Annotated in this window: 26 protein-coding genes; 19 read left to right on the top strand and 7 right to left on the bottom strand. The window is 67.9% G+C overall.

Going from position 1 to position 24,852, the window contains the following annotated elements:
* The first annotated feature begins 73 nt into the window (after window positions 1-73).
* From GRI99_RS07410 to GRI99_RS07395, 4 genes are read left to right on the top strand one after another with little or no spacing between them, the layout of a single operon-like run.
* On the top strand, window positions 74-2,008 hold the full coding sequence (locus GRI99_RS07410) for a lytic transglycosylase domain-containing protein (protein ID WP_160771381.1): 1,935 nt from the start codon (window positions 74-76) through the stop codon (window positions 2,006-2,008).
* Between the two features lies 1 nt (window position 2,009).
* Complete coding sequence (locus tag GRI99_RS07405; RefSeq protein ID WP_160771380.1) at window positions 2,010-2,522, top strand: GreA/GreB family elongation factor; 513 nt, start codon at window positions 2,010-2,012, stop codon at window positions 2,520-2,522.
* Window positions 2,522-2,701, top strand: a complete 180-nt coding sequence (locus GRI99_RS07400) for a DUF4169 family protein (protein ID WP_160771379.1) — start codon at window positions 2,522-2,524, stop codon at window positions 2,699-2,701. Before GRI99_RS07405 ends, GRI99_RS07400 begins: the two co-directional genes overlap by 1 nt.
* Window positions 2,701-2,913, top strand: coding sequence for a hypothetical protein (locus GRI99_RS07395; RefSeq protein ID WP_160771378.1), 213 nt, complete (start codon window positions 2,701-2,703; stop codon window positions 2,911-2,913). Before GRI99_RS07400 ends, GRI99_RS07395 begins: the two co-directional genes overlap by 1 nt.
* 148 nt (window positions 2,914-3,061) lie before the next feature.
* On the opposite strand, the gene GRI99_RS07390 is transcribed toward GRI99_RS07395, so the two are convergent.
* On the bottom strand, window positions 3,062-3,481 hold the full coding sequence (locus GRI99_RS07390) for a hypothetical protein (RefSeq protein ID WP_160771377.1): 420 nt from the start codon (window positions 3,479-3,481) through the stop codon (window positions 3,062-3,064).
* 115 nt (window positions 3,482-3,596) lie between these two features.
* Between GRI99_RS07390 and GRI99_RS07385 the strand changes: the two genes are divergently transcribed.
* Window positions 3,597-4,082, top strand: a complete 486-nt coding sequence (locus tag GRI99_RS07385) for a hypothetical protein (RefSeq protein WP_160771376.1) — start codon at window positions 3,597-3,599, stop codon at window positions 4,080-4,082.
* A 74-nt stretch (window positions 4,083-4,156) separates the two neighbouring features.
* Here GRI99_RS07385 and GRI99_RS07380 read toward each other — a convergent pair whose 3' ends face one another.
* Window positions 4,157-4,819 (bottom strand): outer membrane protein, encoded by a 663-nt coding sequence (locus GRI99_RS07380; protein WP_160771375.1) that lies wholly within the window; start codon window positions 4,817-4,819, stop codon window positions 4,157-4,159.
* Between the two features lie 271 nt (window positions 4,820-5,090).
* Between GRI99_RS07380 and rlmN the strand changes: the two genes are divergently transcribed.
* Window positions 5,091-6,359, top strand: a complete 1,269-nt coding sequence (gene rlmN, locus GRI99_RS07375) for a dual-specificity RNA methyltransferase RlmN (RefSeq protein ID WP_160771681.1) — start codon at window positions 5,091-5,093, stop codon at window positions 6,357-6,359.
* Entirely contained in the window at window positions 6,356-6,997 is a 642-nt protein-coding gene (locus tag GRI99_RS07370) for an MOSC domain-containing protein (protein ID WP_160771374.1), read from the top strand. Before rlmN ends, GRI99_RS07370 begins: the two co-directional genes overlap by 4 nt.
* Here the strand turns inward: GRI99_RS07370 and GRI99_RS07365 are convergent.
* Window positions 6,994-7,842 carry a PhzF family phenazine biosynthesis protein gene (locus GRI99_RS07365; protein ID WP_439098427.1) on the bottom strand — a complete coding sequence of 283 codons (849 nt, stop codon included), beginning with the start codon at window positions 7,840-7,842 and terminating at the stop codon, window positions 6,994-6,996. The two genes, GRI99_RS07370 and GRI99_RS07365, sit on opposite strands and share 4 nt — an antisense overlap.
* Window positions 7,843-8,007: 165 nt before the next feature.
* Between GRI99_RS07365 and GRI99_RS07360 the strand changes: the two genes are divergently transcribed.
* Together GRI99_RS07360 and GRI99_RS07355 are read left to right on the top strand one after the other, a co-directional pair.
* The gene (locus tag GRI99_RS07360; RefSeq protein ID WP_160771373.1) at window positions 8,008-8,430 is read left to right on the top strand and encodes a glycine zipper 2TM domain-containing protein; all 423 of its coding nucleotides are present in this window, start codon (window positions 8,008-8,010) and stop codon (window positions 8,428-8,430) included.
* Window positions 8,431-8,595: 165 nt separating this feature from the next.
* On the top strand, window positions 8,596-9,798 hold the full coding sequence (locus tag GRI99_RS07355) for an amidohydrolase family protein (protein ID WP_202392976.1): 1,203 nt from the start codon (window positions 8,596-8,598) through the stop codon (window positions 9,796-9,798).
* 506 nt (window positions 9,799-10,304) lie between these two features.
* On the opposite strand, the gene GRI99_RS07350 is transcribed toward GRI99_RS07355, so the two are convergent.
* Window positions 10,305-11,510 (bottom strand): MFS transporter, encoded by a 1,206-nt coding sequence (locus GRI99_RS07350; protein ID WP_160771372.1) that lies wholly within the window; start codon window positions 11,508-11,510, stop codon window positions 10,305-10,307.
* Window positions 11,511-11,866: 356 nt separating this feature from the next.
* Between GRI99_RS07350 and GRI99_RS07345 the strand changes: the two genes are divergently transcribed.
* The 3 genes from GRI99_RS07345 (at window position 11,867) to GRI99_RS07335 (ending at window position 15,295) form a co-directional block, all read left to right on the top strand.
* Window positions 11,867-13,915 (top strand): NAD(+) synthase, encoded by a 2,049-nt coding sequence (locus GRI99_RS07345; RefSeq protein WP_237438229.1) that lies wholly within the window; start codon window positions 11,867-11,869, stop codon window positions 13,913-13,915.
* An 85-nt stretch (window positions 13,916-14,000) separates the two neighbouring features.
* Window positions 14,001-14,582 (top strand): hypothetical protein, encoded by a 582-nt coding sequence (locus GRI99_RS07340; protein WP_160771370.1) that lies wholly within the window; start codon window positions 14,001-14,003, stop codon window positions 14,580-14,582.
* An 8-nt stretch (window positions 14,583-14,590) separates the two neighbouring features.
* Window positions 14,591-15,295 (top strand): COG3904 family protein, encoded by a 705-nt coding sequence (locus tag GRI99_RS07335; RefSeq protein ID WP_237438183.1) that lies wholly within the window; start codon window positions 14,591-14,593, stop codon window positions 15,293-15,295.
* Window positions 15,296-15,311: 16 nt separating this feature from the next.
* Here GRI99_RS07335 and GRI99_RS07330 read toward each other — a convergent pair whose 3' ends face one another.
* Both GRI99_RS07330 and GRI99_RS07325 read right to left on the bottom strand, forming a co-directional pair.
* Window positions 15,312-16,067 (bottom strand): methyltransferase domain-containing protein, encoded by a 756-nt coding sequence (locus tag GRI99_RS07330; protein WP_160771369.1) that lies wholly within the window; start codon window positions 16,065-16,067, stop codon window positions 15,312-15,314.
* A gap of 63 nt (window positions 16,068-16,130) precedes the next feature.
* The gene (locus GRI99_RS07325; RefSeq protein WP_160771368.1) at window positions 16,131-17,384 is read right to left on the bottom strand and encodes a PQQ-dependent sugar dehydrogenase; all 1,254 of its coding nucleotides are present in this window, start codon (window positions 17,382-17,384) and stop codon (window positions 16,131-16,133) included.
* Between the two features lie 151 nt (window positions 17,385-17,535).
* On the opposite strand from GRI99_RS07325, the gene GRI99_RS07320 reads away from it, so the two are divergent.
* The 3 genes from GRI99_RS07320 to GRI99_RS07310 are packed head-to-tail and all read left to right on the top strand — an operon-like array spanning window position 17,536 to window position 19,725.
* On the top strand, window positions 17,536-18,309 hold the full coding sequence (locus GRI99_RS07320; RefSeq protein ID WP_160771367.1) for an SDR family oxidoreductase: 774 nt from the start codon (window positions 17,536-17,538) through the stop codon (window positions 18,307-18,309).
* On the top strand, window positions 18,309-18,995 hold the full coding sequence (locus GRI99_RS07315) for a cytochrome b/b6 domain-containing protein (protein ID WP_160771366.1): 687 nt from the start codon (window positions 18,309-18,311) through the stop codon (window positions 18,993-18,995). The genes GRI99_RS07320 and GRI99_RS07315 overlap by 1 nt, the downstream gene beginning before the upstream one ends.
* Window positions 18,982-19,725, top strand: coding sequence for a molybdopterin-dependent oxidoreductase (locus GRI99_RS07310; protein WP_160771365.1), 744 nt, complete (start codon window positions 18,982-18,984; stop codon window positions 19,723-19,725). The genes GRI99_RS07315 and GRI99_RS07310 overlap by 14 nt, the downstream gene beginning before the upstream one ends.
* A 4-nt stretch (window positions 19,726-19,729) precedes the next feature.
* On the opposite strand, the gene GRI99_RS07305 is transcribed toward GRI99_RS07310, so the two are convergent.
* Window positions 19,730-20,164, bottom strand: coding sequence for a DUF1801 domain-containing protein (locus GRI99_RS07305; protein WP_160771364.1), 435 nt, complete (start codon window positions 20,162-20,164; stop codon window positions 19,730-19,732).
* Window positions 20,165-20,253: 89 nt separating this feature from the next.
* Between GRI99_RS07305 and GRI99_RS07300 the strand changes: the two genes are divergently transcribed.
* Genes GRI99_RS07300 through GRI99_RS07285 form a run of 4 tightly spaced genes read left to right on the top strand, consistent with a single transcriptional unit; the run spans window position 20,254 to window position 24,767 of the window.
* Entirely contained in the window at window positions 20,254-21,570 is a 1,317-nt protein-coding gene (locus GRI99_RS07300; protein ID WP_160771363.1) for an SAM-dependent methyltransferase, read from the top strand.
* Window positions 21,531-22,793, top strand: coding sequence for a PQQ-dependent sugar dehydrogenase (locus tag GRI99_RS07295; RefSeq protein ID WP_160771362.1), 1,263 nt, complete (start codon window positions 21,531-21,533; stop codon window positions 22,791-22,793). The genes GRI99_RS07300 and GRI99_RS07295 overlap by 40 nt, the downstream gene beginning before the upstream one ends.
* Before the next feature lie 33 nt (window positions 22,794-22,826).
* Window positions 22,827-24,158, top strand: coding sequence for an MATE family efflux transporter (locus tag GRI99_RS07290; protein WP_237438182.1), 1,332 nt, complete (start codon window positions 22,827-22,829; stop codon window positions 24,156-24,158).
* A gap of 57 nt (window positions 24,159-24,215) precedes the next feature.
* Complete coding sequence (locus tag GRI99_RS07285; protein ID WP_237438181.1) at window positions 24,216-24,767, top strand: hypothetical protein; 552 nt, start codon at window positions 24,216-24,218, stop codon at window positions 24,765-24,767.
* Window positions 24,768-24,852: the final 85 nt, after the last annotated feature.

Here is a 24,852-nt window from a genome sequence, read left to right as displayed (position 1 = left end):
TGTCCCGCCAAATCAGGGACTCATGGCGCCATCCCGCCACCGTTCAGCGCCTGATAAGGAGAGCCCCGCCACAATGTCCAGCATGGTTCGTTCGATTGCCCTTGCCGTGCTGTTTGGCTCCACTCTTGTCGCCCCCGCCTATGCGCAGGAGGCTGGCGAGTGGGAAACCGCGCGGGCACAACTGGTGGCGCAGGGCCCGGGGCCGATGGCACGCGAAATTGCCACCTGGCAGCGCCTGTACGAAGATCGCAGCGGCCAGCAGCCATTTGCCAGCTATGCCACCTTCCTGGTCAGCAACCCCGGCTTTCCGGACGAGGCCGCGCTGCGTTCTCGGGCGGAGGAGCGCCTGCGCCGCGAATTCGTGCCCAACGAAACCTTGCTGGCCTTCTTCGACCGCTTCCCACCGGTTACCAACTTCGCCCGTGCGCACTATGCGATGGCATTGGTGGCCACCGATCCTGCTCGCGCTGAAAGCACCGCACTGGCAGCCTGGCGCGGGGGCGACATGAGCGAGGTATCCGAAGCCTCGATCGCCACCATGTTCGCCGACAAACTGACCCCGGATGACCACGACGCACGGATGGATGCCCTCCTCTGGCAGCGCGAGGCCGAGGCCGCCGCCCGCCAGATGGGGCGCACTTCCCTTGCCCGCCGTGGCCTGTTCACTACGCGCCTCGCCATCCTGCAGGGCGGCGACGGAGCGAGCAGCGACCCGGCAGCGCGGACAGATCCGGGCTACCTCTACAACCGCTCGCGCGAACTGCGGCAGGAAGGCCGCGCGGGTGAGGCGGTCGCACTGCTGGGCCAGCGCCCGCCCCTTGCCGAACGCCCGCGCGATGCCACCGCCTGGGTGGCCGAACTGCTCACCACCGCGCGCCTAGCGGATGCCCGCGGTGCCCAGCGCATCGCCGCCGCTGCTCTCGACGCCTTTGCGCCGGGCGAGGACATCTCGCAGCGCGAGTTCAAGCTGCGGGATGACTACACCTCGCTGATGTGGCTGGGCGGCACCCGCGCGCTGTGGGACCTTGGCGACGGCGCTGCCGCCGCGCCGCTGTTCTACCAGTATGGCGCTGCGGCGCGCACCCCGCAGACCCGCTCCAAGGGCTTCTACTGGGCGGGTCTTGCCTCGCAGCGCGCCGGCAATACGGCGGAAGCCAACCGCTATTACGAGATGGCCGCCGCCTATCCTGACCGGTTCTACGGGCAGATGGCGCTCGATGCCCTGGGTCGCGAACTGCCGGCCTTTGCCGCCACCCCGCAGGTCGAACCCTCGACGGAGGCGCGCGCCGCCTTCCTCAACCAGCCGCTGACCCAGGCGGTCTCGGAAGTGGCCCGCGATGCCCCCTGGGCCGTGGGCATCCGCTTCTACCGCGAGATCGCCGCCCAGGCGCAGACGGTGGAAGACCACCTGCTGGTAGCAGAGCTCGCCCGCCAGATCGGCCGACGCGACCTGGCGGTGAACCTGGCCGATGCCGCGGGTTCGGACGGGTTCGACGGCTTCACCCGCATCGGCTATCCGCGCCTCTCCACGCCGCCGGGGACGAACTGGACGATGATCCATGCCCTGGCCCGGCAGGAAAGCCAGTTTGCCCAGAACGCCGTCAGCCACGCCGGGGCACGCGGGCTGATGCAGTTCATGCCGGCCACCGCGCAGGAAGAATCCCGGCGGGCCAACATGTCCTATTCCCCCAGCCGGCTGATCGATGACCCGGCCTATTCGATGCAGCTTGGCTCCAATCACATCGAGCGGCTGTTGCGGACCTACAACGGCTCGTTCCCGCTGGCCGTGGCGGCCTACAACGCCGGGCCGGGCAACGTGAACCGCTGGCTGCGCGAGAATGGCGATCCCCGCACCGGGGCGATCAGCTGGGTGGACTGGATCGAGAAGATCAGCTTCTCGGAAACCAAGAACTATGTCCAACGCGTGCTGGAAAACGCGGTGGTCTACGAGCACCTCTATCCGGACGAAGCCGGGCAGAGCCGCCACCTGCGCCACTTCCTGCGCTGACATGTCCGGCAAGCCGCCGAGCAATCCGATCACCCCGGCTGGGCTGGCGGCGCTGCGGGCCCGCTATGACCACCTGCTGGGCACCGAAAGGCCGGCGATCGTCGAGATCGTGAGCTGGGCGGCCGGCAACGGCGACCGCAGCGAGAACGGCGACTATCTCTACGGCCGCAAGCGGATGCGGGAGATCGACCGGGAACTGGCGCACCTGGCCCGCCGGATGAAGGCTGCCAAGGTGATCGAACCGGCCGACCAGCCCGACCGCACCCGCGCCTGGTTCGGCGCCACGATCCTGATGGTGGACGAGGATGACCGCGAAACCACCGTAACCCTGGTGGGCGATGACGAGCAGGACCCGTCCCGCGGCCTCATCGGCTGGAGCGCGCCCATCGCCCGGGCCCTGCGCGGCGCTGCCGTCGGCGACCTGCGCACCGTTCGCCTGCCCGGCGGCGAGCGGGAATGGGAATTGCTGGCCATCACCTATCCCGAGAAGGCGCCTGAAAGGACCGGCGCCTGATGGCCGAGGTGGTCAACCTGCGGCTGGCGCGCAAGGCAAAGGCCCGAGCCGAGAAGGCCAGCCAGGCCGCGGCCAATCGCGCGGCTTTCGGCGAAAGCAAGGCCGCGAAGGCCGCCCGCAAGGCAGAAGCGGAGCGCACCGGCCGCCAGATCGACGGTCACAAGCGGGAGCCGGACTGATGCGCAGCACATTCGGCGAGGCGTCGGTGCGGCTCTATTTCCTGGACCATGAGGCCGAAGGCGGCGCGGCGGAAACGGTGTTCTACGGGCCGCTGTCCGAAGCCATGCGGTTGGCCGGGCAGCAGCCTGAGGAGGTGCAGGCCGGCCTGTTCATTGCCACCGACAACGACGTGGTGGCCTGGCTGGATCTGGTTGACGACGCGGGAGTTTAGTTGATGAAGTACATGCGGCAGGCACCGCTTGTGCAAGTCCCTTAAGCGGTTCGGCCTGGCAGGCCAAAAGGGGCGAATCGACGGGTTCAAGGAGCCGGTGCAGGCTGGCACGATCCCGCCCCTGTAGGACAGCGCGAAAATCCCGCCCCTATTCATCCCACAGGCCATAGGCCCATTCGTAAATCGCCGCCGGAGATTCACCGGGCCACTGCAGGTAGAGCCAGAAACGCTGCGTCTCGACCACCTCGCACGTCTGCGGATCCTTGTGCCAGCCGAGCATGTCCGCCGCCACCTTGCTCGCCGCGCGGTCGATCGATCCGCACGGCACCAGCGCCCCGTCATCTCTGGGCCTGTCAGTTGCCCTGGGCAAGGGCCCGAGGGCCACGCATACGCCGGCGGCCGCCGAGCCCTTTGGCCGCACGCGGATGCAATCCAGCTCAGGGTCCACCGCCAGCAGCAGGGCAGCGCCAGCTTCCACGGGCGGATCGTCCGCAGCCAGGCGATCGATCGCCGTTGCCAGCACAGTGGCCAGTTCACGCCACTCGGCAGGCAGGGCACGGCGCACCATGGCCTGACTCCTGCACTGGCCTGGCGCCGGCGTCATCCCCCTCACCCGTGGGGACAGGTCCGCACACGGTGCTGCCGATCCTTGTCCTGCCCACTTCCGGCGCTATGCAGGGGCCATGATGCGCCGCCCTGCTCTCCTTCTGCTGTGTTCGCTGGCGCTGATCGCCGTGCCGGCAATGGCGCGCGACAGCCTGGGCGTGTTCGAGCGCTGGGCCGCGTTCCGCGATCCGCAGGTGCCGCGCTGCTATGCCATCGCGGCGGCGCAGGAACGGGCATCGGAAGGATCGGCCAGCGTGGCCACCTGGCCCGCCCGGCGGGTGCGCGGGCAGGTGCATTTCCGCCTCTCGCGGGCAATTGCCCCGGGATCGGCGGTAAGCGTGGCGATCGGCAGGGAACGCTTTACGCTGACCGCTTCGGCGCGCAACGCCTGGGCCACCGATGCGGCGGGGGATGCGGCGATCATCGCCGCCATGCGCGGGGCCAGCGTGATGCAGGTACGCGCCCGGGACCGCGACGGGCGGGTATTCACCGACAGTTACCCGCTGGCCGGGGTGGCCACCGCCGTCGATGCGGCGGATATCGGGTGCCGCAGCACGGGATAGGGGCGCGGTCCGGATAGCGAAACGGGCCGGCAGGATTGCTCCCGCCGGCCCGTCCCGCTGCGAAATCGCGCCGCTTAGAAGCGCGCGCCCACGCCCACCATCACCTGGTGACGGTCGAGGTCCACGCCGAACCGGTCGCTTTCCAGGCCGCTGGGGGCTTCGAATTCGCCTTCCTCGTAGTTCGAGTAGCCGTATTCCACCTTGGCAAACAGGCCGGGGCTGATGGCCTGCTCCACACCGGCGCCCACGCGCCAGCCGTCGAGGTCGACGTTGGTGCCGGTGTCGGTGGTGTTGTCGGTGCTGATCACGTTCAGGCGGGTGTTGGTATAGCCGCCCTTGCCGTAGATCAGGGTCTGCTCGCCCATCGGCACGCCCACGCGGGCCCCGAAATAGAGGTCACGGCCCACGTCAACATTCGAGACGCCGAAGCCGGTGAAACCGGTGGTGTCATATTCGGTGCTGGCTTCGGAGCGGATGTACTGCGCCTCGGCACCCACAACCACGCTGCCCAGGTCGGCATCGAAGCCGATGCCGGCACCATAGGCGATATCGTCGATGGTCTGGTCCACATCGTCGTTGTTGTCGATGTCGGTGGTGCTGCCGGGGCGCATGATGTCGTAGCCGGCCAGGGCTTCCACGCGCAGGCCGTCGAAGTTCGAATCCGACTGGGCAAAGGCCGGGGTGGCCATGGCCGCCGCCGAGACGGTGGCGAGGATGAGTGCGATACCCTTGGTCATTGTAATCTCCATTCACTAACTCCCCGGGGCGTACCTGCTTGGTATCTGGCCGCTGCCGGGAAAGGGGGAATGGGCAGAAAGGCGGGCAGTTTCCTGAACCTCACACAACGGAAAAAGCGTGGTATTTGCGCAACATTGTTATCGACCAGATGCTGGTTTGTTGCGATGAACCGCAGGAACGTGTCGCCCGTTCCGGCGTGGCGTGCGCGCGAAGCTGATCGGGCAGACGCTCCCACTGGCCAAATTGCCCTCGATCCCCTATGTGCCCGCCATGCCCGATACAGCCCTGATGCCCATCCCCGGACAGATCGATCCGGTTCCCGTTGCGCGTGACATCACGCCGCGCGCCGATGGGCGGGTGGACCTGATCGGGCTGCCGAAAAGGCGCATTGCCGAACTGTTCGAAGCCGCCGGGCTGGATGCCAAGGCCGCCAAGCTGCGCGCCAAGCAGGTGTTCCACTGGCTGTATCATCGCGGCGTCACCGATTTCGACGCGATGACCGACATCGCCAAGACCATGCGCCCGTGGCTGGCGGAACGCTTCGTGATCGGCCGCCCGCAGGTGGTGGAGGCGCAGCACAGCACCGATGGCACCCGCAAGTGGCTGCTGCGGACCGACGATGGCCACGATTTCGAGATGGTCTTCATCCCCGATGCCGATCGCGGTACGCTGTGCGTTTCTAGCCAGGTGGGCTGCACGCTCAACTGCCGCTTCTGCCACACGGGCACCATGCGGCTGGTGCGCAACCTCACTCCCGGCGAAATCGTGGGCCAGGTGATGCTGGCGCGCGACACGCTGGGCGAATGGCCCAAGAGCGGCCAGGCCGACCTGTCTGCCCTGGGCGATGACCTGGTGGATGACGAGGGTGGCTATTCATCCGATGGTCGGCTGCTGACCAACATCGTGATGATGGGCATGGGCGAGCCGCTGTACAACTTCGACAACGTGAAGGGCGCGCTGCAACTGGTGATGGACGGTGACGGGCTGGCCCTGTCCAAGCGGCGCATCACGCTCTCCACCAGCGGCGTGGTGCCGATGATGGACCGCTGCGGCGAGGAGATCGGCGTGAACCTGGCCGTCAGCCTCCACGCGGTGACCAAGGAGGTGCGCGACGAAATCGTGCCGATCAACCGCAAGTACGGCATCGAGGACCTGTTGCAGGCCTGCGCCGACTATCCCGGTGCCTCGAACGCGCGGCGCATCACCTTTGAATACGTGATGCTGAAGGACAAGAACGACAGCGACGAGGACGCGCGCGAGCTGGTGCGGCTGATCCGCAAGTACAACCTGCCCGCCAAGGTCAACCTGATCCCGTTCAACCCGTGGCCGGGCGCGCCTTACGAGTGCTCCACGCCGGAACGGATCAGGGCCTTCTCCAACATCGTGTTCGAAGCCGGCATCTCCGCCCCCGTCCGCACGCCGCGCGGCCGCGACATCGATGCCGCCTGCGGCCAGTTGAAGACAGCGGCGGAGAAGAAGAGCCGGGCCGAACTGGACCGGCTCTACGCGGAAAAGCAGGCTGCGCTGGAGACCGAATGAGCTGGCGGGTTGCGGCCCTTCTGGGCGGACAGCCCCGACCGTTCCGCGACAGCGAGCCCAGCGCGATCGCCAAGCAGCCGCTGCCCGGCCCCGTGCGCATCACCCGTCTGGGGCTGGCGGGTGACGAACAGGCCGACCGGGTTCACCACGGCGGGCCGGACATGGCGGTGCACCTTTATCCGCTGGATCATCACGAATTCTGGCGCGGCGAACTGGGCGACCATCCGCTGCTTGACGATCCCGGCGCTTTCGGCAGCAACCTGGCCATCGGCGGCATCAGCGAAGCAGACCTTGCCATCGGCGACCGCTTCCGGCTGGGCACTGCGCTGCTGGAAGTTTCCCGCCCGCGCCAGCCATGCTGGAAGATCGAGCACCGCTTCGGCCACAAGGGCATGGTCAAGACCATCCTCCAGTCCGGGCGCGCCGGGTGGTATTTCCGCGTGCTGGAGGAAGGCAGCGCCGAAGCGGGTGACGCGCTGGAACCGGTCGAGCGGTCAGGCAGTGCATGGACGGTAGCACGGACCTTTGCCGCCTTGTGGAACCCGGCATTCGAAGATCGCGAGAAGGCCTTGCGCCAACTGGTCCTGCTGGCCCCGCTCGCCCACGGCCTGCGCGCGCAGATTGCCGCGCGGCTCTAGACTGCGTCCACCTGCCCGCCCTGCGAAACCATGGCGCAGCGCCCGCCGACCCACACCGTGCCATTGGCATCCCGCGTCAGCTCCACCAGCCCGTCCGCCCCGGTCCTGCGCCCTTGCGCCGCGCGATAGAATCCTTTGGCCAGGCCGCTGGCGAACAGGTGCATGGCCAGCCCGGCGTTGAAGCTGCCGGTAACGGGATCCTCGGTCACCTTGCCGTGCTGGTTGGCGAAGAAGGCGCGCAGTTCCCAGTCTGCCCCGCTGGCGGGATCGGCCGGCGCGGCCACGCCCACATCGGTGCCGATTGGCGCTTCCGGCGCAGGCCTGGCCGCCAGCACCGCACTTGCGCTGGCCAGCCGCAGCAATTGCCATTGCGGCCCGTTGGCAATGTGCACCGCCTCAACCACGTCGGCGGGATCGACCCCCGCCACGCGCACCGCCTCGGCCAGCTCGGCCGCGTCCAGGGGCCCGCTGCGGGTCAGCGGCGGGGCAGCGAAGGCCAGCCGGTCACCGGCCGCCTTCACCGGGATCAACCCAACCGCGCATTCCTGCACCACCACGCCCGCCTGCCGTGGCACTCCTCCGGAGGCGAGCCATGCAAAGGCCGAACCCAGCGTCGGGTGCCCGGCAAAGGGCAATTCGCCCGCCGGATAGAATATCCGCACCCGGTAATCCGCGGCGGGATCGGTGGGCGGCAGCAGGAAAGTGGTCTCGGAAAAGCCCAGCCACCGGGTCAGCCGCAGCATCTGGCCCTCGTCCAGCCCCTCGCCGCCATGCACCACGGCCAGCGGATTGCCGCTGAGCGGGCCGGAGCCGAACACGTCCACCAGGTCGAGGTACATGGTCATTCTCGGTATCATGGCTACCAAATGCAAAACGTCAATTCGGCGCTTCCGTCGCACAACTCGTCGCACCTTACGGATTCCAACGAGCCGTTCATCTGAGGTTGGGGATCGCTGAACAATTCTGCCCGTTATCCACTCGCAACGCTTACTGGATCAAGGAGCAGACCAATGCGCAAGACCATCCTTTCGATCATCGCCGCGGGCATTGCTGTTACCGCCGTGCCGGCCGCCGCTGATCCGCCCCGCTGGGCACCGGCCCACGGCCATCGTGCCCACAGCGACAACGGCTATTACGAGCGCGTCTCGGACCGCCGCAATTATCGCGAACGCCGCGTCTATGACGACCGGGGCCGCTATTACGAGCCGCGCCGCGTGACCCGCCGCGACCAGGTATGGCGCGGTGACGATGGTCGCTATTACTGCCGTCGCGACAACGGCACCACGGGCCTGATCATCGGCGCTGCCGGCGGTGCGCTGATCGGCCGCGAGGTGGACAGCCAGGGCAGCCGCACCGTCGGCACCGTGCTGGGCGCGGCCATCGGCGGCCTGCTGGGTCGCGAAATCGACCGTGGCGGGGCCCGCTGCCGCTAGCCGATCCGGTCCCGCCTTCCCCCCTTCGGGCGGGACAAAGACAATGCCGTCTGCCCTTGCGGGTGGGCGGCATTGCCACATCCGGACGGGACCAAAAGTGGTGGTGGCCAAACCCTCCGCAATCCATTACGGACAAAGTCAAACAAGCCTGAGGATCGGATTGCCATGATCGAAGCCGCCCTGGTGTCGGGGGATGACCACCTTGACCTGAACATGCTCCCCGCAGACGTGTGGACCGCCCGGCTGGCCAGCACCTGGGGTGATCGCACGCCGCGCCCGGTGGAGCAGGCCAACGGGTCCGCCCTGTGGCTGGCGGACGGCCAGAGCTGGGGCCTGTGGCACGGGCGCCCGTCCGGCTTTTCCGGCCCCAAGCCGCTGCACACCGCGTTCGACCGCGGCGGGGTGGAGGACCTGACCACGTTGCGCGCCTCCAATCCTGCGCTGCGCCTGGAGGACATGGACCGTGACCACGTGTGGGGCCACGTGATCTTCGGCCCCGTCACCTCGATCCGCACCGACGACCATGCCTTCATGAAGGCCTGCTATGCCGCCTATAACGACTGGCTGTACGAGGATTTCTGCGTGGCCGCGCCCGAGCGGCTGATCGGCGTGGCCATGCTGCCGCCGCATCCCGAAGCGGCTTACGAGGAACTGCAGCGCCTGGCCAAGGGGGGCCGCTGCCGCCAGGCCAACCTGCAGATCGCTGTGGCCGAACCGCGCCTGGAGGATCCGCGCTGGAACCCGCTGTGGAAGCTGCTGGAGGAAAGCGGCATCGTGCTGTCGTTCCACGTCACCGTGTTCCCGGGCGTGTCGAAGGCGTTCGACAAGTACAAGGGCAGCCCCGGCGCCACGTTCCTGCACGCCAAGATGTTCATCGAGCAGTTCCTCGATCCCTTCGTGGACCTGTTCGCCTGGGGCATCCTGGAGCGCCATCCGGGCCTGAAGCTGGTGATTGCCGAATGCGGCGCCGGCTGGGTGCCGTGGGTGGTGGAAGAGCTGGACTATCGCCACTATCGCCTGCACGAATGCGGCGATTACTGGGACGACAAGGGCGGCATCCCGCACAAGATGAAGCCCAGCGAGCTGTTCAAGCGGCAGATTTACGGCACCTTCCAGCAAAGCCCGACCACCATGGCGCTGACCGAATTCTGGGGGCCGGATAACCTGCTGTGGGCCAGCGACTATCCGCACCCCGATTCGATCTGGCCCCATTCGGTGAACAAGATTGCCGAATACATGGGCCACATGCCGCCCGAACAGGTGCGCGGCATCGTGGGCGGCAACGCGGCCAAGCTCTACGGGCTGGACCTGGCCAAGGCGACGGTGAAGGCGCGCATCCCGATGGGGGCCAACCGCGCGGCAGCGTGAGCCTGGCTGTCTGGCTCGCACCCCCCGTCAACCGACCAGAACGTCGAGTAGATATGGTGCGCGGGGCCGTGGTCAGCGTGAAACGTGTGCCTTAAGCTGGCGCTGACAAGTACCGGTGCGTCCGTCCCCGGTTTGACAAGCGCAAAGCGGCACCGAGCGCTGTTGTGGTGGCGGTTGGTGTAGGTGCAATCGACCTGATCGACCGTGTATTGCGGCAGCGGATCGCCACCCATTGGAATGCCGGCTTCATCGCGTTCGGGCCAGCGGTAGGCAGGATCCCGTAAGGCATCTGCTACGGCACAGCCGCGCGCGAGTTCATCTGACGTGGGCAGGGCACAGGCCGGCGGATATTCGCGGTATTCGTCCCGGACACCGATGCGCAAGGCCGCTGTCGGCCCGCAACCAACCAGGGATCGCTCGACACGAACACCGCCATCGGGGGTCGGCGCGCAGCCAGCTCCCAGCAGCAGCAGCGCAAAAACTCCGAACTGTCGCATTGGCACCCCCTATCTGTGCGCCGGCATCGGCAGCACCAGCCCCAGTAGCGGTAACACCAACATGGCCGCACCGCTGGCCATAAAGGCCGTGGTTATGCCGAAGCTCTCCCCCGCGTGGCCCCACAGCCACGAACCGATGGCGATGCCCCCGAAGGTCACGCCGCTGATCATCGAGGACACCCGCCCCACCACGTCTTGCGTGGCCCACAACTGGCCGGCCACGGCGAAGCCGCTGAGGGCCTGCACCCAGCCCGCCCCCGCGAACACCAGCAGCACCAGGGTCGCGGGAAGGCCCGGTTGCAGCGCCACCAGCAACACGCCCGCGCCATAGATCAGCCCCGCCGCACGGATGATCGCCTCTGACGAATAGCGGCTGCGGAACCAGGTGGCGGTGCCTGCGCCGATCACCGCGCCCACCCCCAGCGCGGCCAGCAGCAGTCCATAGACAGCAGGCCCCGCCTCCAGCACCTCGGCGGCGAACAGCGGCATCACCGCCCAGGCCGCCGCCCCGGCGATGGTGAAGGTGACCGCGCGGATCATGATCGTGCGCAGTTGCGGCGAGTGGAAGGCAAAGCGCAGGCCCTCTGCCATCATCGGCATGATCGGACGCCGCGTCAGGTTCTGCGCGAACGGCACGCGCCAGCGCCACAGCAGGGCAATGACCAGCGCATAGGCCAGCGCGCTGACGGTGAAGGCCCCGCTGGCCCCAGCAAGCGAGGTGATCCCCCCGCCCAGCGCCGGCCCGAAGCTGCGCGCCACGTTGAAGCCCAGGATGTTCAGCGCCACGGCCGCCGCCAGCTCGCTGCGCGGGACCGAGAAATTGACCGACGATGCAGCCGCCGGGATCACGCAACCCACCCCGCAGGCCAGTGCCGCCGTGAGGCCAAGCACCACCACCGGCCCTGCCGCGCCCGCCTGCACCAGCCCTGCCAGCAGCACGGACACCGCCAGCATCCCTGCCAGCGCCAGCAGCAGCATCCTGCGCTTGTCGACCATGTCGGACCAGGCCCCTGCGGGCAGGCCCAGCAGCATGATGGGCAGGTTGTAGAACGTCTGCACCAGCGCCACCACGTCCGCCGGATAGCCCAGCTCGGTCAGGTGCCAGCTAGCGCCAACCGACTGGATGGTATTGCCCAGGTTGGCCAGCAGGCTGGCGAAAACCACGATAGCGAAGGACCGGTGCCGCAGCGGGCCGAAAGTAGCGGTGTTGAGCATGTCAAAATGCCTCTAGCGCCCGCCCGATCGCCGTCGCAAGCGGCAATGCTGCTTGCAGCAAGTATCCTTTTCGGATACCACCTTTGGCCATGCACCGCGCAGGCCAGATGATCCGCCGGTGGCGCGACAGCCACCAGCCACCCCTTTCCGCCGGGGAGTTCGGCCGCCTGTATGGCGCGCCCGAAGCCTGGCCCAGCCGCACCGTCTATGGCTGGGAGGCGAAAGGCAAGATCCCCCGCCCCCCGGTGCAGAAACGGCTGGCGGAACTGGGCATCTGTGGCCCACAGGATTGGCTGGAGCCGATCACGCCCCCAGCCGTTGACACCACATCCCCCCGGAAAGCCCCTGCCGCCGCCATGCACCCCTTCTTCGACCTGCACACCCACCACTTCATCCGCGCCGCCGCCTCCACCCCGCAGGTGCGCACGGCAGACGTGGCCTATAACGCCGCCGGCATCCTGGCCGAGGCGCGCCGCGCGCACGATGCCGGGGTGGACCTGCTGGTCTATCCCGAACTCAGCCTGTCCAGCTACATGCTCGACGACCTGGTGATGCAGGATGCCCTGTTGCGGCGAGTGGAGGCGGAACTGGCCGCCATCGTCCTGGCCAGTGCGGGCCTGTCGCCCATCCTGGTGATCGGCGCTCCGCTGCGGCACAACCACCAGTTGTTCAACTGCGCGCTGGTGATCGCCGATGGCCGCCTGCTGGGCGCCGTACCCAAGAGCTACCTGCCCAACTATCGCGAGTTCTACGAAAAGCGCTGGTTCGCCCACGGGCGAGACGTGCGCGGCGAAACGATCCGCGTGGCCGGCAGCGATGTGCCGTTCGGCGTGGACCTGGTCTTCGCCAGCACGGTGAACCCGCATTTCGTGCTGCACGTGGAAATCTGCGAGGACATGTGGAGCCCCGTCCCGCCCGCCATTGCCGGGGCGCTGGCCGGGGCCACGGTGTGCGCCAACCTGTCCGCCAGCAACATCGTGATCGGCAAGAGCGACGAGCGCCACCTGCTGGCCCGCAGCCATTCGGCCCGCACCGGCACCGCCTATATCTACTCCGCCGCCGGGCATGGCGAGAGCACCACCGACCATGCGTGGGACGGCCAGGGCTTCATCTACGAACAGGGTGACCTGCTGGTGGAGAGCGAGCGCTTTTCCCGCGATGCCGAGCTGGCCATTGCCGATATCGACTGCGCCCGGCTGGCCGGGGATCGCCTGCGCAACAAGACCTTCGACGACGGCGTCACCGCCGCAGGACGCCCGGCCCAGCAGTTCCGCCGCGTGGCCATGCCGCACCGCCCGCAGCAGGGCGACCTTGGCCTGATCCGCCCCGTCGCCCGCTTCCCCTTTGTGCCCGATCGCCCGCACAAGCTGGACGAGGACTGCTACGAGGCGTTCAACATCCAGGTGGACGGGCTGATGCGTCGGCTGGAATCAACCCGCTCGCAAGCGCTGGTAATCGGCATTTCCGGCGGCCTCGATTCCACCCATGCCCTGATCGTGGCGGCCAAGTGCTGCGACCGGCTGGGCCTGCCGCGCTCCATGATCCGCGGCTATACCATGCCCGGTTTCGGCACCACCGAGCATACCAGGGGCAATGCCTGGAAGCTGATGGAGGCCTTCGGCATCACGGCGGAGGAAATCGACATCCGCCCCACGGCCACCACCATGCTGCACAACATCGGCCACGCCTTCGCCAATGGCGAGCCGGTGTACGATGTGGTGTTCGAGAACGTGCAGGCGGGCCTGCGCACCGATTACCTGTTCCGGCTGGCCGGGCAGCACAAGGGCTTCGTGGTCGGCACGGGCGACCTGTCAGAACTGGCGCTGGGCTGGTGCACCTATGGCGTGGGCGACCACATGAGCCACTATGGCGTCAACTCCGGCGTGCCCAAGACGCTGATCCAGCACCTGATCCGCTGGACGATCCGCAGCGAGCAGTTCAGCCACGATACCGACGCCGTGCTCCAGGCAATCCTCGACACCGAGATAAGCCCGGAACTGGTGCCGGTAGGGGCCGATGGCGCTGTGCAGAGCACGGAAGCCGCGGTCGGGCCTTACGAGCTGAATGACTTCTTCCTGCACTATACCGCCCGCTATGGCCTGGCCCCATCGCACGTAGCCTTCCTGGCCTGGCATGCCTGGCGCGACGCGGCGGCTGGCAACTGGCCGCCGTTCTTCGCACAAAACGCGCGCAACCGCTATGACCTGGCGACCATCGCCAAGTGGCTGGAGAATTTCCTGCGGCGCTTCTTCCAGTTCAGCCAGTTCAAGCGCAGCGCCCTGCCCAACGGCCCCAAGGTGTCCAGCGGCGGCGCCCTGTCCCCGCGCGGCGACTGGCGCGCCCCCAGCGATGCCGTGGCCGACCTGTGGCTGGACGAGTTGCAGGCCGCCCTGCCGCCGCTCTGATTGCCGCCACCCTGATTGCGCTGCGGGTTGCAGTGGAGTATCTGGAGGGCCTGTGAAACCGGGGCAGCGGCAAGGATTTTTGGCCATGAACAAGTCAGCTCGCGTGCTCGTCAGCAGCGCCCTCGTCGCCGGCCTGATGGCCCCGATGGTGGCCCATGCCCAGTTCGGCGGCATCCTGCGCCGGGCGCGCGGGGCCACCAATGCCGCCGCCTCCAGCGATGGCTGCGCCACCGGCAGTTCCAGCAATGCGGGCAGCCGGGCGCTGGGCAATATCTTCAGTGGTCTGGCCAACGATGCGGCCAGCCGCTCGGGCGTATCGTCCTGGGTGCCCTCGGCCGAATTTGCCGACCAGCTCGATGCCAGCATCGCCTGCAAGCTCGATCCGGAGGAGCAGAAGAAGGCCGCCGATGCCACGCTGGCAGCCGTCCGCAGCGCCGACGGGGATGAGGCCGGCCGGCCCGAAGTGGGCCAGATGGCGGCCTGGACCAGCGATACCCGGCGCGACGTGTCCGGCACCTCCACCGTCAGCGGGGTGGAACAGCCGGGCAACGACGGGCGTGACTGCATTACGGTGACCGACGTGATCATCGTGGATGGCGAGGAAACCCGCGCCGACAAGCGCATGTGCCGCCTGCCGCCCGCCGTGCGCTACGCCATCGTCGCCTGAGGGTGTCGATGCGCGCTGCCCGGGCCTTTGCCGCCGTCACCTGCGCGCTGGCGCTCTCTGCCCAGAGCGCGCCGCCGATGGACCCGGCCAATCCCACCTGCCCCGCCACCATCGACTGGGGCCCCAGCACCCGCATGACGCTGACCCCGCGCGACGTGGGCGGGATGCGCGTGCTGGTGGCTGAAGGGATCATCGATGCCACCCTGCCCGATCGCCTGCGCGCGGCGATCGATGCGGACGAGCAGATTGCCGAGGTGTGGCTGAAATCGCAGGGCGGCGATGCCACGGCGGGCAATGCAGCGGGCCGGGTGATCCGTTCCTACCCCGGCCTGCTCACCCGCATCCCCGCGGGCTGGACCTGCTTTTCCGCCTGCAACTTCGTGTTCATGGGCGGCCGTCCGCGGGTGGTGGAACCGGGCGGCCTGTTCATGGTGCACATGTTCACCCACACCAATGACCGCACGGTGATCAGCGAAAGCGTGCTGGACGGAACCCAGGCGACCACCGAACTGATCGTCAGCATCGAACAGTCGAGCGCCCTGCTGGCCAGCGAGGACAACGATTTCCTGATCCGCATGGGCATCAGCCGCCGCCTGCTGACCGAGGTGATGTACCGCCAGCAGTCCGTGGGCAACGTGGACGATCCCAGCACCCGCTATTGCCTGACGCAGGACGAGGTGCAGCGCTACAACGTGGCGGCCAGCGCGCAGTGAGGCGTGGCCGGCCCGGTCAGGCGGCGGGCTTGCGAGCAATCACCAGATAGGCGTGATCCCAGATGATCGGCGCGGCAGCCTGTGCCCGCTCGGCTTCCAGCGCGGTGACGAAGCCCTCGCCATCGAACGTGTCCTGCGCGATCAGGCCAGCCGCCACCATGCGCGGCAACATCATCCGCGCCATCGCCGCCGCGCCGCCCGGAGCATCGGGCTCGATGACGATGGCTTCCACCCGCAGGGGGCCAGGCACAAGACCGCAGTCGCGCAGCATCGCCGGCAGGCACAGCGCGGTGCCGGGCCGGCCGCCTTCCAGCGCGATGGTCTGCCAGATCAGGTCGGCCAGGCGGGCATGCTGCGGCAGAGGGACCGTCGAGAACGGCTGGCTCGCGCCGCAATGCTCGTGCCAGGCCATGGTCCCGCCGGGCCGCAGCAGCCGGGCCAGTTTCGCCAGCACCGCAGCGGGGTCAGGCAGATACATCAGCACCCTGCGGCCCACGATCACGTCAAACAGGCCAAGGTCCGGCAGGTCCTCGCCAAGGTCTGCTTGCCGGTAGGTGATCGGTGCCGCGCTTTCGCCTGGCTCCTCTGCCCGCGCCTGCTCCAGCCGGGCCGCGTCCATGTCTATCCCGACAACCTCGCCGGAAGGACCTGCTCGCACGGCCAGCTCGCGCGTCAGCAGCCCCATGGCGCATCCCACATCAAGGATCCGCATACCGGGGCGGATGTCAGCCTCGTCAAGCAGGCGCGGCGTGGGGGTATTGGCATTGGCCATAGCAATCTCCTTCGCTATGTAACATTGTTACATTATGGGGCGATTGCAAGGCCCGGTGCGGCCTTATTCTCCCGGCGTGATCTTCAGCAGCACCCCGTCGGCCATGTCGCTTATCAGGTAGAGCGCGCCATCCGGTCCGGTGCGCACGTCGCGCCAGCGCTGGCCCAGGTCATGCAGCATGTGTTCCGGCTCGCCCACCGGCGTGCCGCTGACATCCGTGTCATAGCGCAGCAGCCCCTGCGTGAAGCTGGCCAGGAACAAGTCACCCCGCCATTGCGGGAACAGCGCGCCATCGTAGAAGGCCAGGTTACCCGGGTTGAGCGACGGCGGGCCGAAGGCCAGCACCGGATCGATCTTGCCGGGGCGGTTGCGCACGAATTCCTGCTGCGCGCCGTTGTAGTGGAAGCCCTGCGTCACGCTCATCCAGCCATAGTCCCCGCCGCGCTGGATGCGGTTCACCTCGTCACCCCCGCGCGGGCCGAACTCGCTTTCCCAGAGCTGGCCGGTGAGGGTGTTATAGGTGAGGCCAAGTGGGTTGCGGTGGCCGGTGGACCACACCTCTGGCGCGTGGCCTGCCATGCCCACCCACGGGTTGCCGGCGGGCACGCTGCCATCGGCGTTGAGGCGCAGGATCTTGCCGATGTGGTTGCCGGGATCGGCCACCAGTTCGCCATAGTTGCGATCGCCGCTGGTGACGTAGAGGTAGCCGTCCGGATCGAACAGGATGCGCCCGCCAAAGCTGCCGAAGGCCGGGCCCTGCCCGCAGCACCGCGTGGGCGCATCGTTGGCGCCGTACCAGGGGCTGGCGGTGAAGATGACCTCCCAGTTGGTCAGCGCCCCGCCGCCATCCCAGCGGGCGCGGGCGACCTGCAGCGCCTGCTGCTCTGCATTGTCCGGGTTGTTGGCCGAATAGGCGAAATAGACCAGCCGGTTGCGGGCAAAATCGGGATGCAGGACAATGTCGTTAAGCCCCGCGATGCCGGTGTTGAAAATGTCCGGAAAGCCGGCGAGCGGCGCGGGATCGAGCACGCCGTTGCGGATCACCCGCACGCGGCCAAGTCGCTCGGTCACCAGGATCGCGCCGTCCGGGGCAAAAGCCATGCCCCACGGATGGTCCAGCCCGCGCACCACGATTTCCGCGCGCACCGGGCCAGCGTGCGTCTGGTAGGTCCACGGTCCGGCGCCCAGGGCGGGCGGCGGCGCGGGCCGGGCGGGTGCGGCAGCAGGCGGCGGCGCGGCCTGTGCCAGCGCCACCGCTGGCAGGGCAGCCGCCAGCGCCCATGCCGAAGCCACAGCCAGAACCTTGTTGCCGATCATTGCAGAATCCCCACGCCCATTTGATTTTGTCCTTCCCTATTGCCGATTTTTCCGGCGCACAATGACTCTGTCCGAGATTCTTGAGGTTGATTTCGGGGTTACTTTGGTCGGCCTCGCCATCGCCGGGCCCGTGGCCTAGTATCGCCGGTTCATGCCGCAGGAGCACGCCCGACCATCCGTCCTCATCACCGGGGCCGCCCATCGCCTCGGCGCGGCAATGGCGCGCGCCTTTGCCAAGGCTGGCTGGCATGTAGTGATCCACTACGGCACCTCGGGCGAGGCGGCTGATGCACTGGCGGCTGAATTGCCCGCGGCCGAAACCGTGCAGTGCGACCTGGCCGATGCCGATGCGGCAGAAGCCATGGTGCGCGCGCTGGCGGCCCGCCTGCCGGACTGGCGGGTGCTGGTCAGCAATGCCTCGATCTTCGTGGAGGATACCACCCGCGCGCCCGATCCGGCGGTCTTCGCCCGGTCGATGGCGATCAACGCCGCCACCCCGGCGCGCATGGCCCGCAGCTTCCTGTCGCACGCCCGCTCTGCCGCAGGCCGCCGCTTCATCCAGGTGACCGACCAGAAGCTGGCCAACCCCAATCCCGATTTCTACAGCTACACCATCAGCAAGCACGCGGTGGACGCGGCCATGGCCCTGCTGGCGATGGACTGCACTGGAGGCGACAAGGTGCTGCGGCTGGCCCCCGGCGCGATCCTGCCCAGTCATGACCAGACGGCCGAGGAGGCGGAAATCTCGCACCGCATGAACCTGCTGCAGCGGCGCACGGGGGCGGAGGAAATCGCGCAAGGGGCGCTGTTCCTGGCCACCGGCCCGGTGGCAAGCGGCCAGCACCTGTTCGTCGATTCCGGCCAGCATCTGGTGGCCCAGCGGCGCGATGTGCTGTATCTGGCGCGGGAGGAGACCGCCGGTTGATGGCCACACAGCGAAAACGTCACGCCCTCAGCACCCGGATGTGGCACTGGATCAACCTCGTCTCGCTGGTGATCCTGTTCATGAGCGGCCTGGGCATCTCCAACGCCCACCGGCGGCTCTATTGGGGGGACTGGGGGTTCGACAAGGCGGATGCCTGGCTGCACGTGCCGTTCTTTCCCGGCTGGATGACCATACCCAGCACCTACAGCCTGGCCCAGTCGCGGGACTGGCACGTACTGTTCGCGCTGGTCTTCGCCTTTTCGCTGGCCGCCTTCATGCTGGCATCGGTGCTGAACGGCCACTTCCGGCGTGACCTGACAACGCGGCTGGCGGATTACCGCCCTGCCCACGTCTGGGCCGATATCCGCGCGCACCTGAAGCTGAAGTTCGAACACGCCGGATCGAAGTTCAATTTCCTGCAGAAGGTCGCCTACGCCAAGGTGATCTTCATCCTGCTGCCGCTGATGATCTTCACCGGCATGGCGATCAGCCCCGGAATGAACGCGGCGTTCCCCTGGCTGCTTGACCTGCTGGGCGGGCGGCAGTCTGCGCGCTCCATCCATTTCCTGTGTGCCTGGGCGCTGGTCATCTTCATGATCGGCCATGTTCTGCTGGTGCTGCTGTCCGGCCCGCTGAAGCAGATGCGCGCGATGATTACCGGAGGGGCCGACGATGCAGCGGCGTAACCTGCTGGCCGCCATGGCCGCGGCTTTCCTCACCGGCTGCAGCAAGATCGGGGAGAGCGCCTGGTTTGGCGCGCTGGTCGATGGGGCGGAAAGCTGGCACCGCGGCCTGCACCGGGGCCTGGGCTTCGGCCGCATCCAGATGGCGCCGGAATTCGACCGCAGCGAGGTAAGCCCGTTCTTCCGCGGTAACGGCAATACCGAAGTCGATTCAGACGATTACCGCGCGCACCTGGCCAACGGCTTTACAGACTGGCGCTTTACCGTCACCGGCCTTGTCGACAACCCGCTGGCCCTGTCGCTGGCCGAGATGAAGGCCCTGCGCCAGCGCACCCAGGTGACCCGGCACGATTGCGTGGAAGGGTGGAGCGCGATTGCCGAGTGGACCGGCCCGCAACTGTCGGAAATCCTCGCGCTCGCCGGTGTGCAGCCGGGTGCCCGCTATGTCGTGTTCCGCTGCGCCGACAGCTTCCGGCAGGGACCGTACTACGAAAGCTGCGACATGGACGATGCCCTGCACCCGCAGACGATCCTGGCCCACACGATGAACGGGGCCGACCTGCCGGAACTCAACGGCGCCCCGCTGCGCCTGCGGATCGAGCGGCAACTGGGCTACAAGCACGCCAAGTACCTGACCGGGATCGAACTCGTCACCAGCCTCGACGATATCGGCCTTGGCCAGGGCGGCTACTGGGAAGACCACGTGGGCTACCAGTGGTACGCGGGGATCTGACGGCCTAATCCGGCCACTTCTCGAACGAGCGGTGCCAGCCAAGCGCCACCATCTCCTCCAGCACGGCCAGGTCCACATCGGCCAGCTTGTTGACGTAGAGGCAGGCCTTGCCCCGCGAATGCTTGCCAAGGCGCGCCAGCAGCGGGGCAAAGGCGGCCTCCTCGCTCTCGTCCCCGCAGGCCATCACATAAAACGAATGCCTGGCGGATCGCGGCGAGAAGCCCACCCGGCACATGTCCCCTTCGTGGCCGCTCTCGTAGCGGTAGTGGTATTGGCCATAACCCACGATGCTGGGCCCCCACATTACCGGCGGCTGCCCGGTCAGGCGGCGGAACAGCGCATCCAGTACCGCCGCATCGGCGCGCTTGCCGGGGTGGTCCACGGCGGCGATGAACTGCGCAGCCGTCACGGGCGTGGGCCTGGTCTTGCTCTGTGCCATGCCCCGCAATGTCAGCCAAAGATTGACACGCGGCAAGCCTGCCGTTCAAACTCCCGCCTCGATATTGGGTGAATGGGGAGCAGAGCCGCATGTGGCTGTTGGACAAGTTTCTGGGCAAGGCAATCACCGTGGGCAAGCTCGTGGTGCACGACCACGATGGCAAGGTCTACGAATACGGTCCGGGCGCGGAAACGATGGACAAGGGGCCGATGCACATCCGCCTCACCAATCCCAAGGCCAGCGCGCACATCGCCCGCTATCCGCAGGTGGGCGCGGGCGAGGCCTACATGTGGGGCTGGCTTGAGGTCGACGAGCCCTATGACATCCGCGACATGGTGCTGTTCGTCACCATGAACGCCAAGGGCCGCAAGAGCGCCAGCCTGAAGCCCAAGGGCCCCTGGCGCAAGTTCGCGCAGAAGACCCTCGCCCGGATCGACAGCGTCAACCTGAAGGGCAAGGCGCGCAAGAACGCCGAGCACACCTACAACCTCACCCGCCGCCTGTACGAGCTGTTCCTGGACGAGGACCGTCAGTACACCATGGCCTATTACCGCGATGCGGATCCCACCAAGACCAGCCTGGAACAGGCGCAGGTGGACAAGAAGGCCCACATGGCGGCCAAGATGTACATGCAGAAGGCGCGGGAGATGGACCGGCCCATGCGTGTGCTGGATATCGGCTGCGGCTGGGGCGGTTTCGCCCTCTACCTCAACAAGCATTATGGCTGCGAAGTGCTGGGCGTGGCCCTGGCGCCGGACCAGATCGCCTTCTGCAAGGAGCGCGCAAAGCAGCTTGGCGTGGACGACAAGGTCAAGTTCAAGCTGATGGACTATCGCGACGTGGAGGGCACGTTCGACCGGATCAGCTCGGTCGGCCTGCTCGAGCATGTCGGCACGCCGCATTACCCGCAGTTCTATGAACACACGCACAAGCTGCTGGCCGATGACGGGGTGATGTTCAGCCACTGCTGCGGGCGCGCCAACGGCCCCGGCTTCACCGATGCCTGGACGCGCAAGTACATCTTCCCCGGCGGCTATATCCCCGCCCTGTCCGAACTGGTGACGCAGAGCGAGAAGTTCGGCTTCCAGATCATGGACGTGGAGGCGATGCGCTTCCACTACAGCTACACGCTGGAGGAATGGTACAAGCGCACCGTGATGCACAAGGACGAGATCGTCGAGATGTACGACGAGCAGTTCTACCGCATGTGGCTGTTCTACCTGGCCGGCGCGGAGCAGAGCTTCCGCCACGGCAACCTGGTCAACTGGCAGATCCAGTACGTGAAGCAGCGCGACGCAATCCCGATGACCGGCGAATACGTGTTCGAGGAAAGCGCCCGCCTGCGCGCGGCGGACACGGTGCCGCAATGGCACCTGGACCCGGCGCTGAAGGTGGCGGCGGAGTGATCCGGCGGCGGGTGGCCGCGGCTGCACTGGCGCTGCTTGCGGTCACCCCCGCCCTTGCCCAGGAGGCCCGACCGCCCGGCGTAACCCCGGCTCCACTGGCCGACAGCTACACTTTCGACACGGCCGAGCAGCACGGCGTGGCGGCAACCGTGGTGGCGCGGGGCCTCCCGCGCAGCTTTGCCCTGGCCTTCCTGCCCGATGGCGACCTGCTGGTGGCAGAGCGGGGCGGCAACCTGCGGCTGGTGCGCGGGGCCACCGGCCCGTCGCCCGAACTTCTGGCCCAGCCGGTGGCAGGGATGCCGCTGCCATCGGCCACCAACCGCAGTTTCGGCCTGAACGACGTGTCGGTTGACCCGGATTTCGCCGGCACGGGCCTGGTCTACTGGACATGGAACACGGTGGAGCCCAATACCGCCCAGCCCGACCAGCCGCCGCAGACCGGCCGCTTCACCATTATGCGTGCGCGCCTGTCCGGCACGGCGCTGACGCAAATCGAAACGGTCTTCACCGCCGAACAGCCCGGCTATCCCGGCGGCGCGCGGGTGGATCTGGATGCCAGCGGACACCTGTGGGCGACCACCGGCAGCCCGTTCGGTGCCGAGGCACAGGACCCGGCCAGCCCCTATGGCAAGGTGCTGCGGCTGAATGCCGATGGCTCTATCCCGGCGGACAATCCGTTTGCCGGCCAGCCGGGTGCCCACCCGGCCGTGTGGAGCCTGGGCCACCGCGACCAGCACGCCCTCGCCCTGCTGCCTGACGGCACTATCCTCACCGCCGAGCACGGGCCTAACGGGGGTGACGAACTCAACCGCATCGAACGCGGGGCCAACTATGGCTGGCCCGTGGTTTCGCTGGGCCGCAACTATGATGGCAGCGGGATCGACACTGCCCGCCGCCACGTGGATGGCATGGCCGATCCGCTGGTCGCCTGGCTCCCCTCCATTGCGCCATCGGGCATGGTGGTCTATTCGGGGGAGGCCTTCCCCGCCTGGCTCGGCAACGTGTTCATCGGCAGCGGGCGGCGCGGCAGCATCGCCAACACCGGCGGGCTGGAGCGCGTGGTATTCAACGCCGATTGGGGCGAACTGCGGCGCGAGACGCTGCTGACCGGCCTCAACCAGCGCGTGCGTGACGTGGCGCAGGGGCCGGATGGCCTGCTCTACGTGCTGCTGGACGGGCCGGATACCGCCGTGCTGCGCCTTTCTCCCGCACCTCTGCCATAGCGCAGGGGCCGCCGCACGGCTAAGCGCCGCGACATGACCGCTGCGGCCCAGCCCCCTCTCACGCGCAAGGCCGTTTGGGCACAGGCCTGGCCGATCATGCTGGGCCAGGCAGCGATCCCGCTGGTCGGTGTGGTCGATGCCGCAGTGATCGGACGCACCGGCACGGCGGCAGACCTGGCTGGCGTGGCGCTGGGGGCATCGGTCATCAGCATGGTGTTCTGGGCCTTCGGCTTCCTGCGCATGGGCATGTCCGGCATGGCGGCGCAGGCATTGGGCCGGGGTGACAGGGACGAGAGCCGCGCCCTGCTGCTGCGGGGGCTATTGCTGGGCTTCGCCCTGGGCGGAGGGCTGCTGGCCTTGTCCGTGCCGCTGCAACAGGCCGCCTTCGCGCTGTTGGCGGGTGAGCCCGAGGTGACGCGGCAGGCGGGCCACTATGCCACGGCCCGCTTCCTTGGCGCACCAGCGGCGCTGGCCACCTATGCCCTTACCGGCTGGCTGATCGGCCTTGGCCGCACCCGCCCGGCGCTGGTCCTGCAACTGGTGCTGAACCTGGTGAACGCCGCCGCCAGCATTGCGCTGGTCTGGGGCCTCGGCCTGGGGCCCTTCGGGGCGGGGCTGGGCACGGCGATCGCCGACTGGCTGGCGCTGGGCGTGGGCCTGCTGCTGGCGGGTCATGTGCTGGGCGAAAGCCTGCCGGCCACCTGGCGGCGGCTGGCGCCTGGCACCCTGACCGACCGCACGGCCCTGGCCCGCATCATCCGGGTCAATGCCGATATCATGGCCCGCACCCTGGCCCTGCTGGCCATGTTCACCTGGTTCACCAATGCCGGGGCGCGGCTGGGGGCGGTGGAGCTGGCGGCCAACCATGTGCTGCTGCAATTCATCGCCATGGCCGCCTTCGTGCTGGATGCCTTCGCCTTCACGGCAGAGAGCCACGTGGGCCAGGCCGTGGGTGCGCGCGACCACGCCGCCTTCCGCCGGGCCGTGCGGCTGACGGCAGAGTTCTCGGCGGTCGCGGGGCTGATGCTTGCACTGGCCTTCCTCGCGCTGGGCCAGCCGCTGGTGGCGCTGATCGCCACCGATCCCGGCGTGCGGGCGGAAGCCGCGCGGATGCTGCCCTTTGCCGCCGCCGTGCCCTTGCTGGGGATGCCGAGCTGGCTGCTGGACGGGGTGTTCATCGGTGCCACGCAGGGGCGCGCGCTGCGCAATGCCGCCGTGGCGGCCACCCTCGCCTATCTCGCGCTCGACCTGGCGCTGCGACCCTATGCCAACCTTGGCGCGTGGAGCGCCTTTGCCGCCAGCTACCTGCTGCGCGCCGGGGCCCTGAGCGCGCACTGGCCGACGCTGGTGCGGAGCCTGCGCTGAGCATCGGTTCCCCGCAAGTTGCTTGACCTGGCCACCGGGCGAGGCCCCATTACCGGCATGGTTCCTCTCTCCGGATTCGTTGCGCGGGCACTTGCCAGCCTACTCGCCAGCGCGCTGCTGCTGCTTGCCAGCCCGGCGCTGGCGCAGGTGACGATCCACTTCCACAGCTTCAACGGTTCGGTGCTGTTCGGCCGCTTTCCGCACACCTTCGTGGTGTTCGAAGGCACGCTGGAGGCCACCGGCGAGAGGATCGACGAGAACTTCGGCTTCGGCGCCGCCTCGGTTACTGCCGCCGCCAGCCGCGGTCCGGCGCGACACGTCATCTATTCGGAAGAGGCCCGCCAGGTATCCCGCACCAACCGCCATTTCAGCATGCCGCTGACCGATGCGCAGTACCGCACCCTGCGGGCCGAGGTGGAGACCTGGCGCAACCAGCCGAGCCGCTATCACGAGCTGGACCGGTGCAACTGCATCCACTTCGTCGCCCGCCTGGCGCAGTTGCTGGGCCTGCGCGCCGACGTGCCACACGACCTGGTGCGGCGGCCACGGACCTGGCTCAACCAGGTTGTGCGCCTGAACCCGCACGTGGGCGGGCGCGAGTTCGAATGACGGGCAAGTGCGGGCACAGGCCCATTGTCCGTTGCCTACATCCCCCCCGCCTGTTAGGCGCGCGCCACTTCCAGCGGGAGCGATT

Origin of the sequence: Alteraurantiacibacter buctensis (genome assembly GCF_009827655.1) — a bacterium.
Classification (GTDB): Bacteria; Pseudomonadota; Alphaproteobacteria; order Sphingomonadales; family Sphingomonadaceae; genus Alteraurantiacibacter; species Alteraurantiacibacter buctensis.
This window is presented reverse-complemented; position numbering and strand designations above follow the sequence as displayed.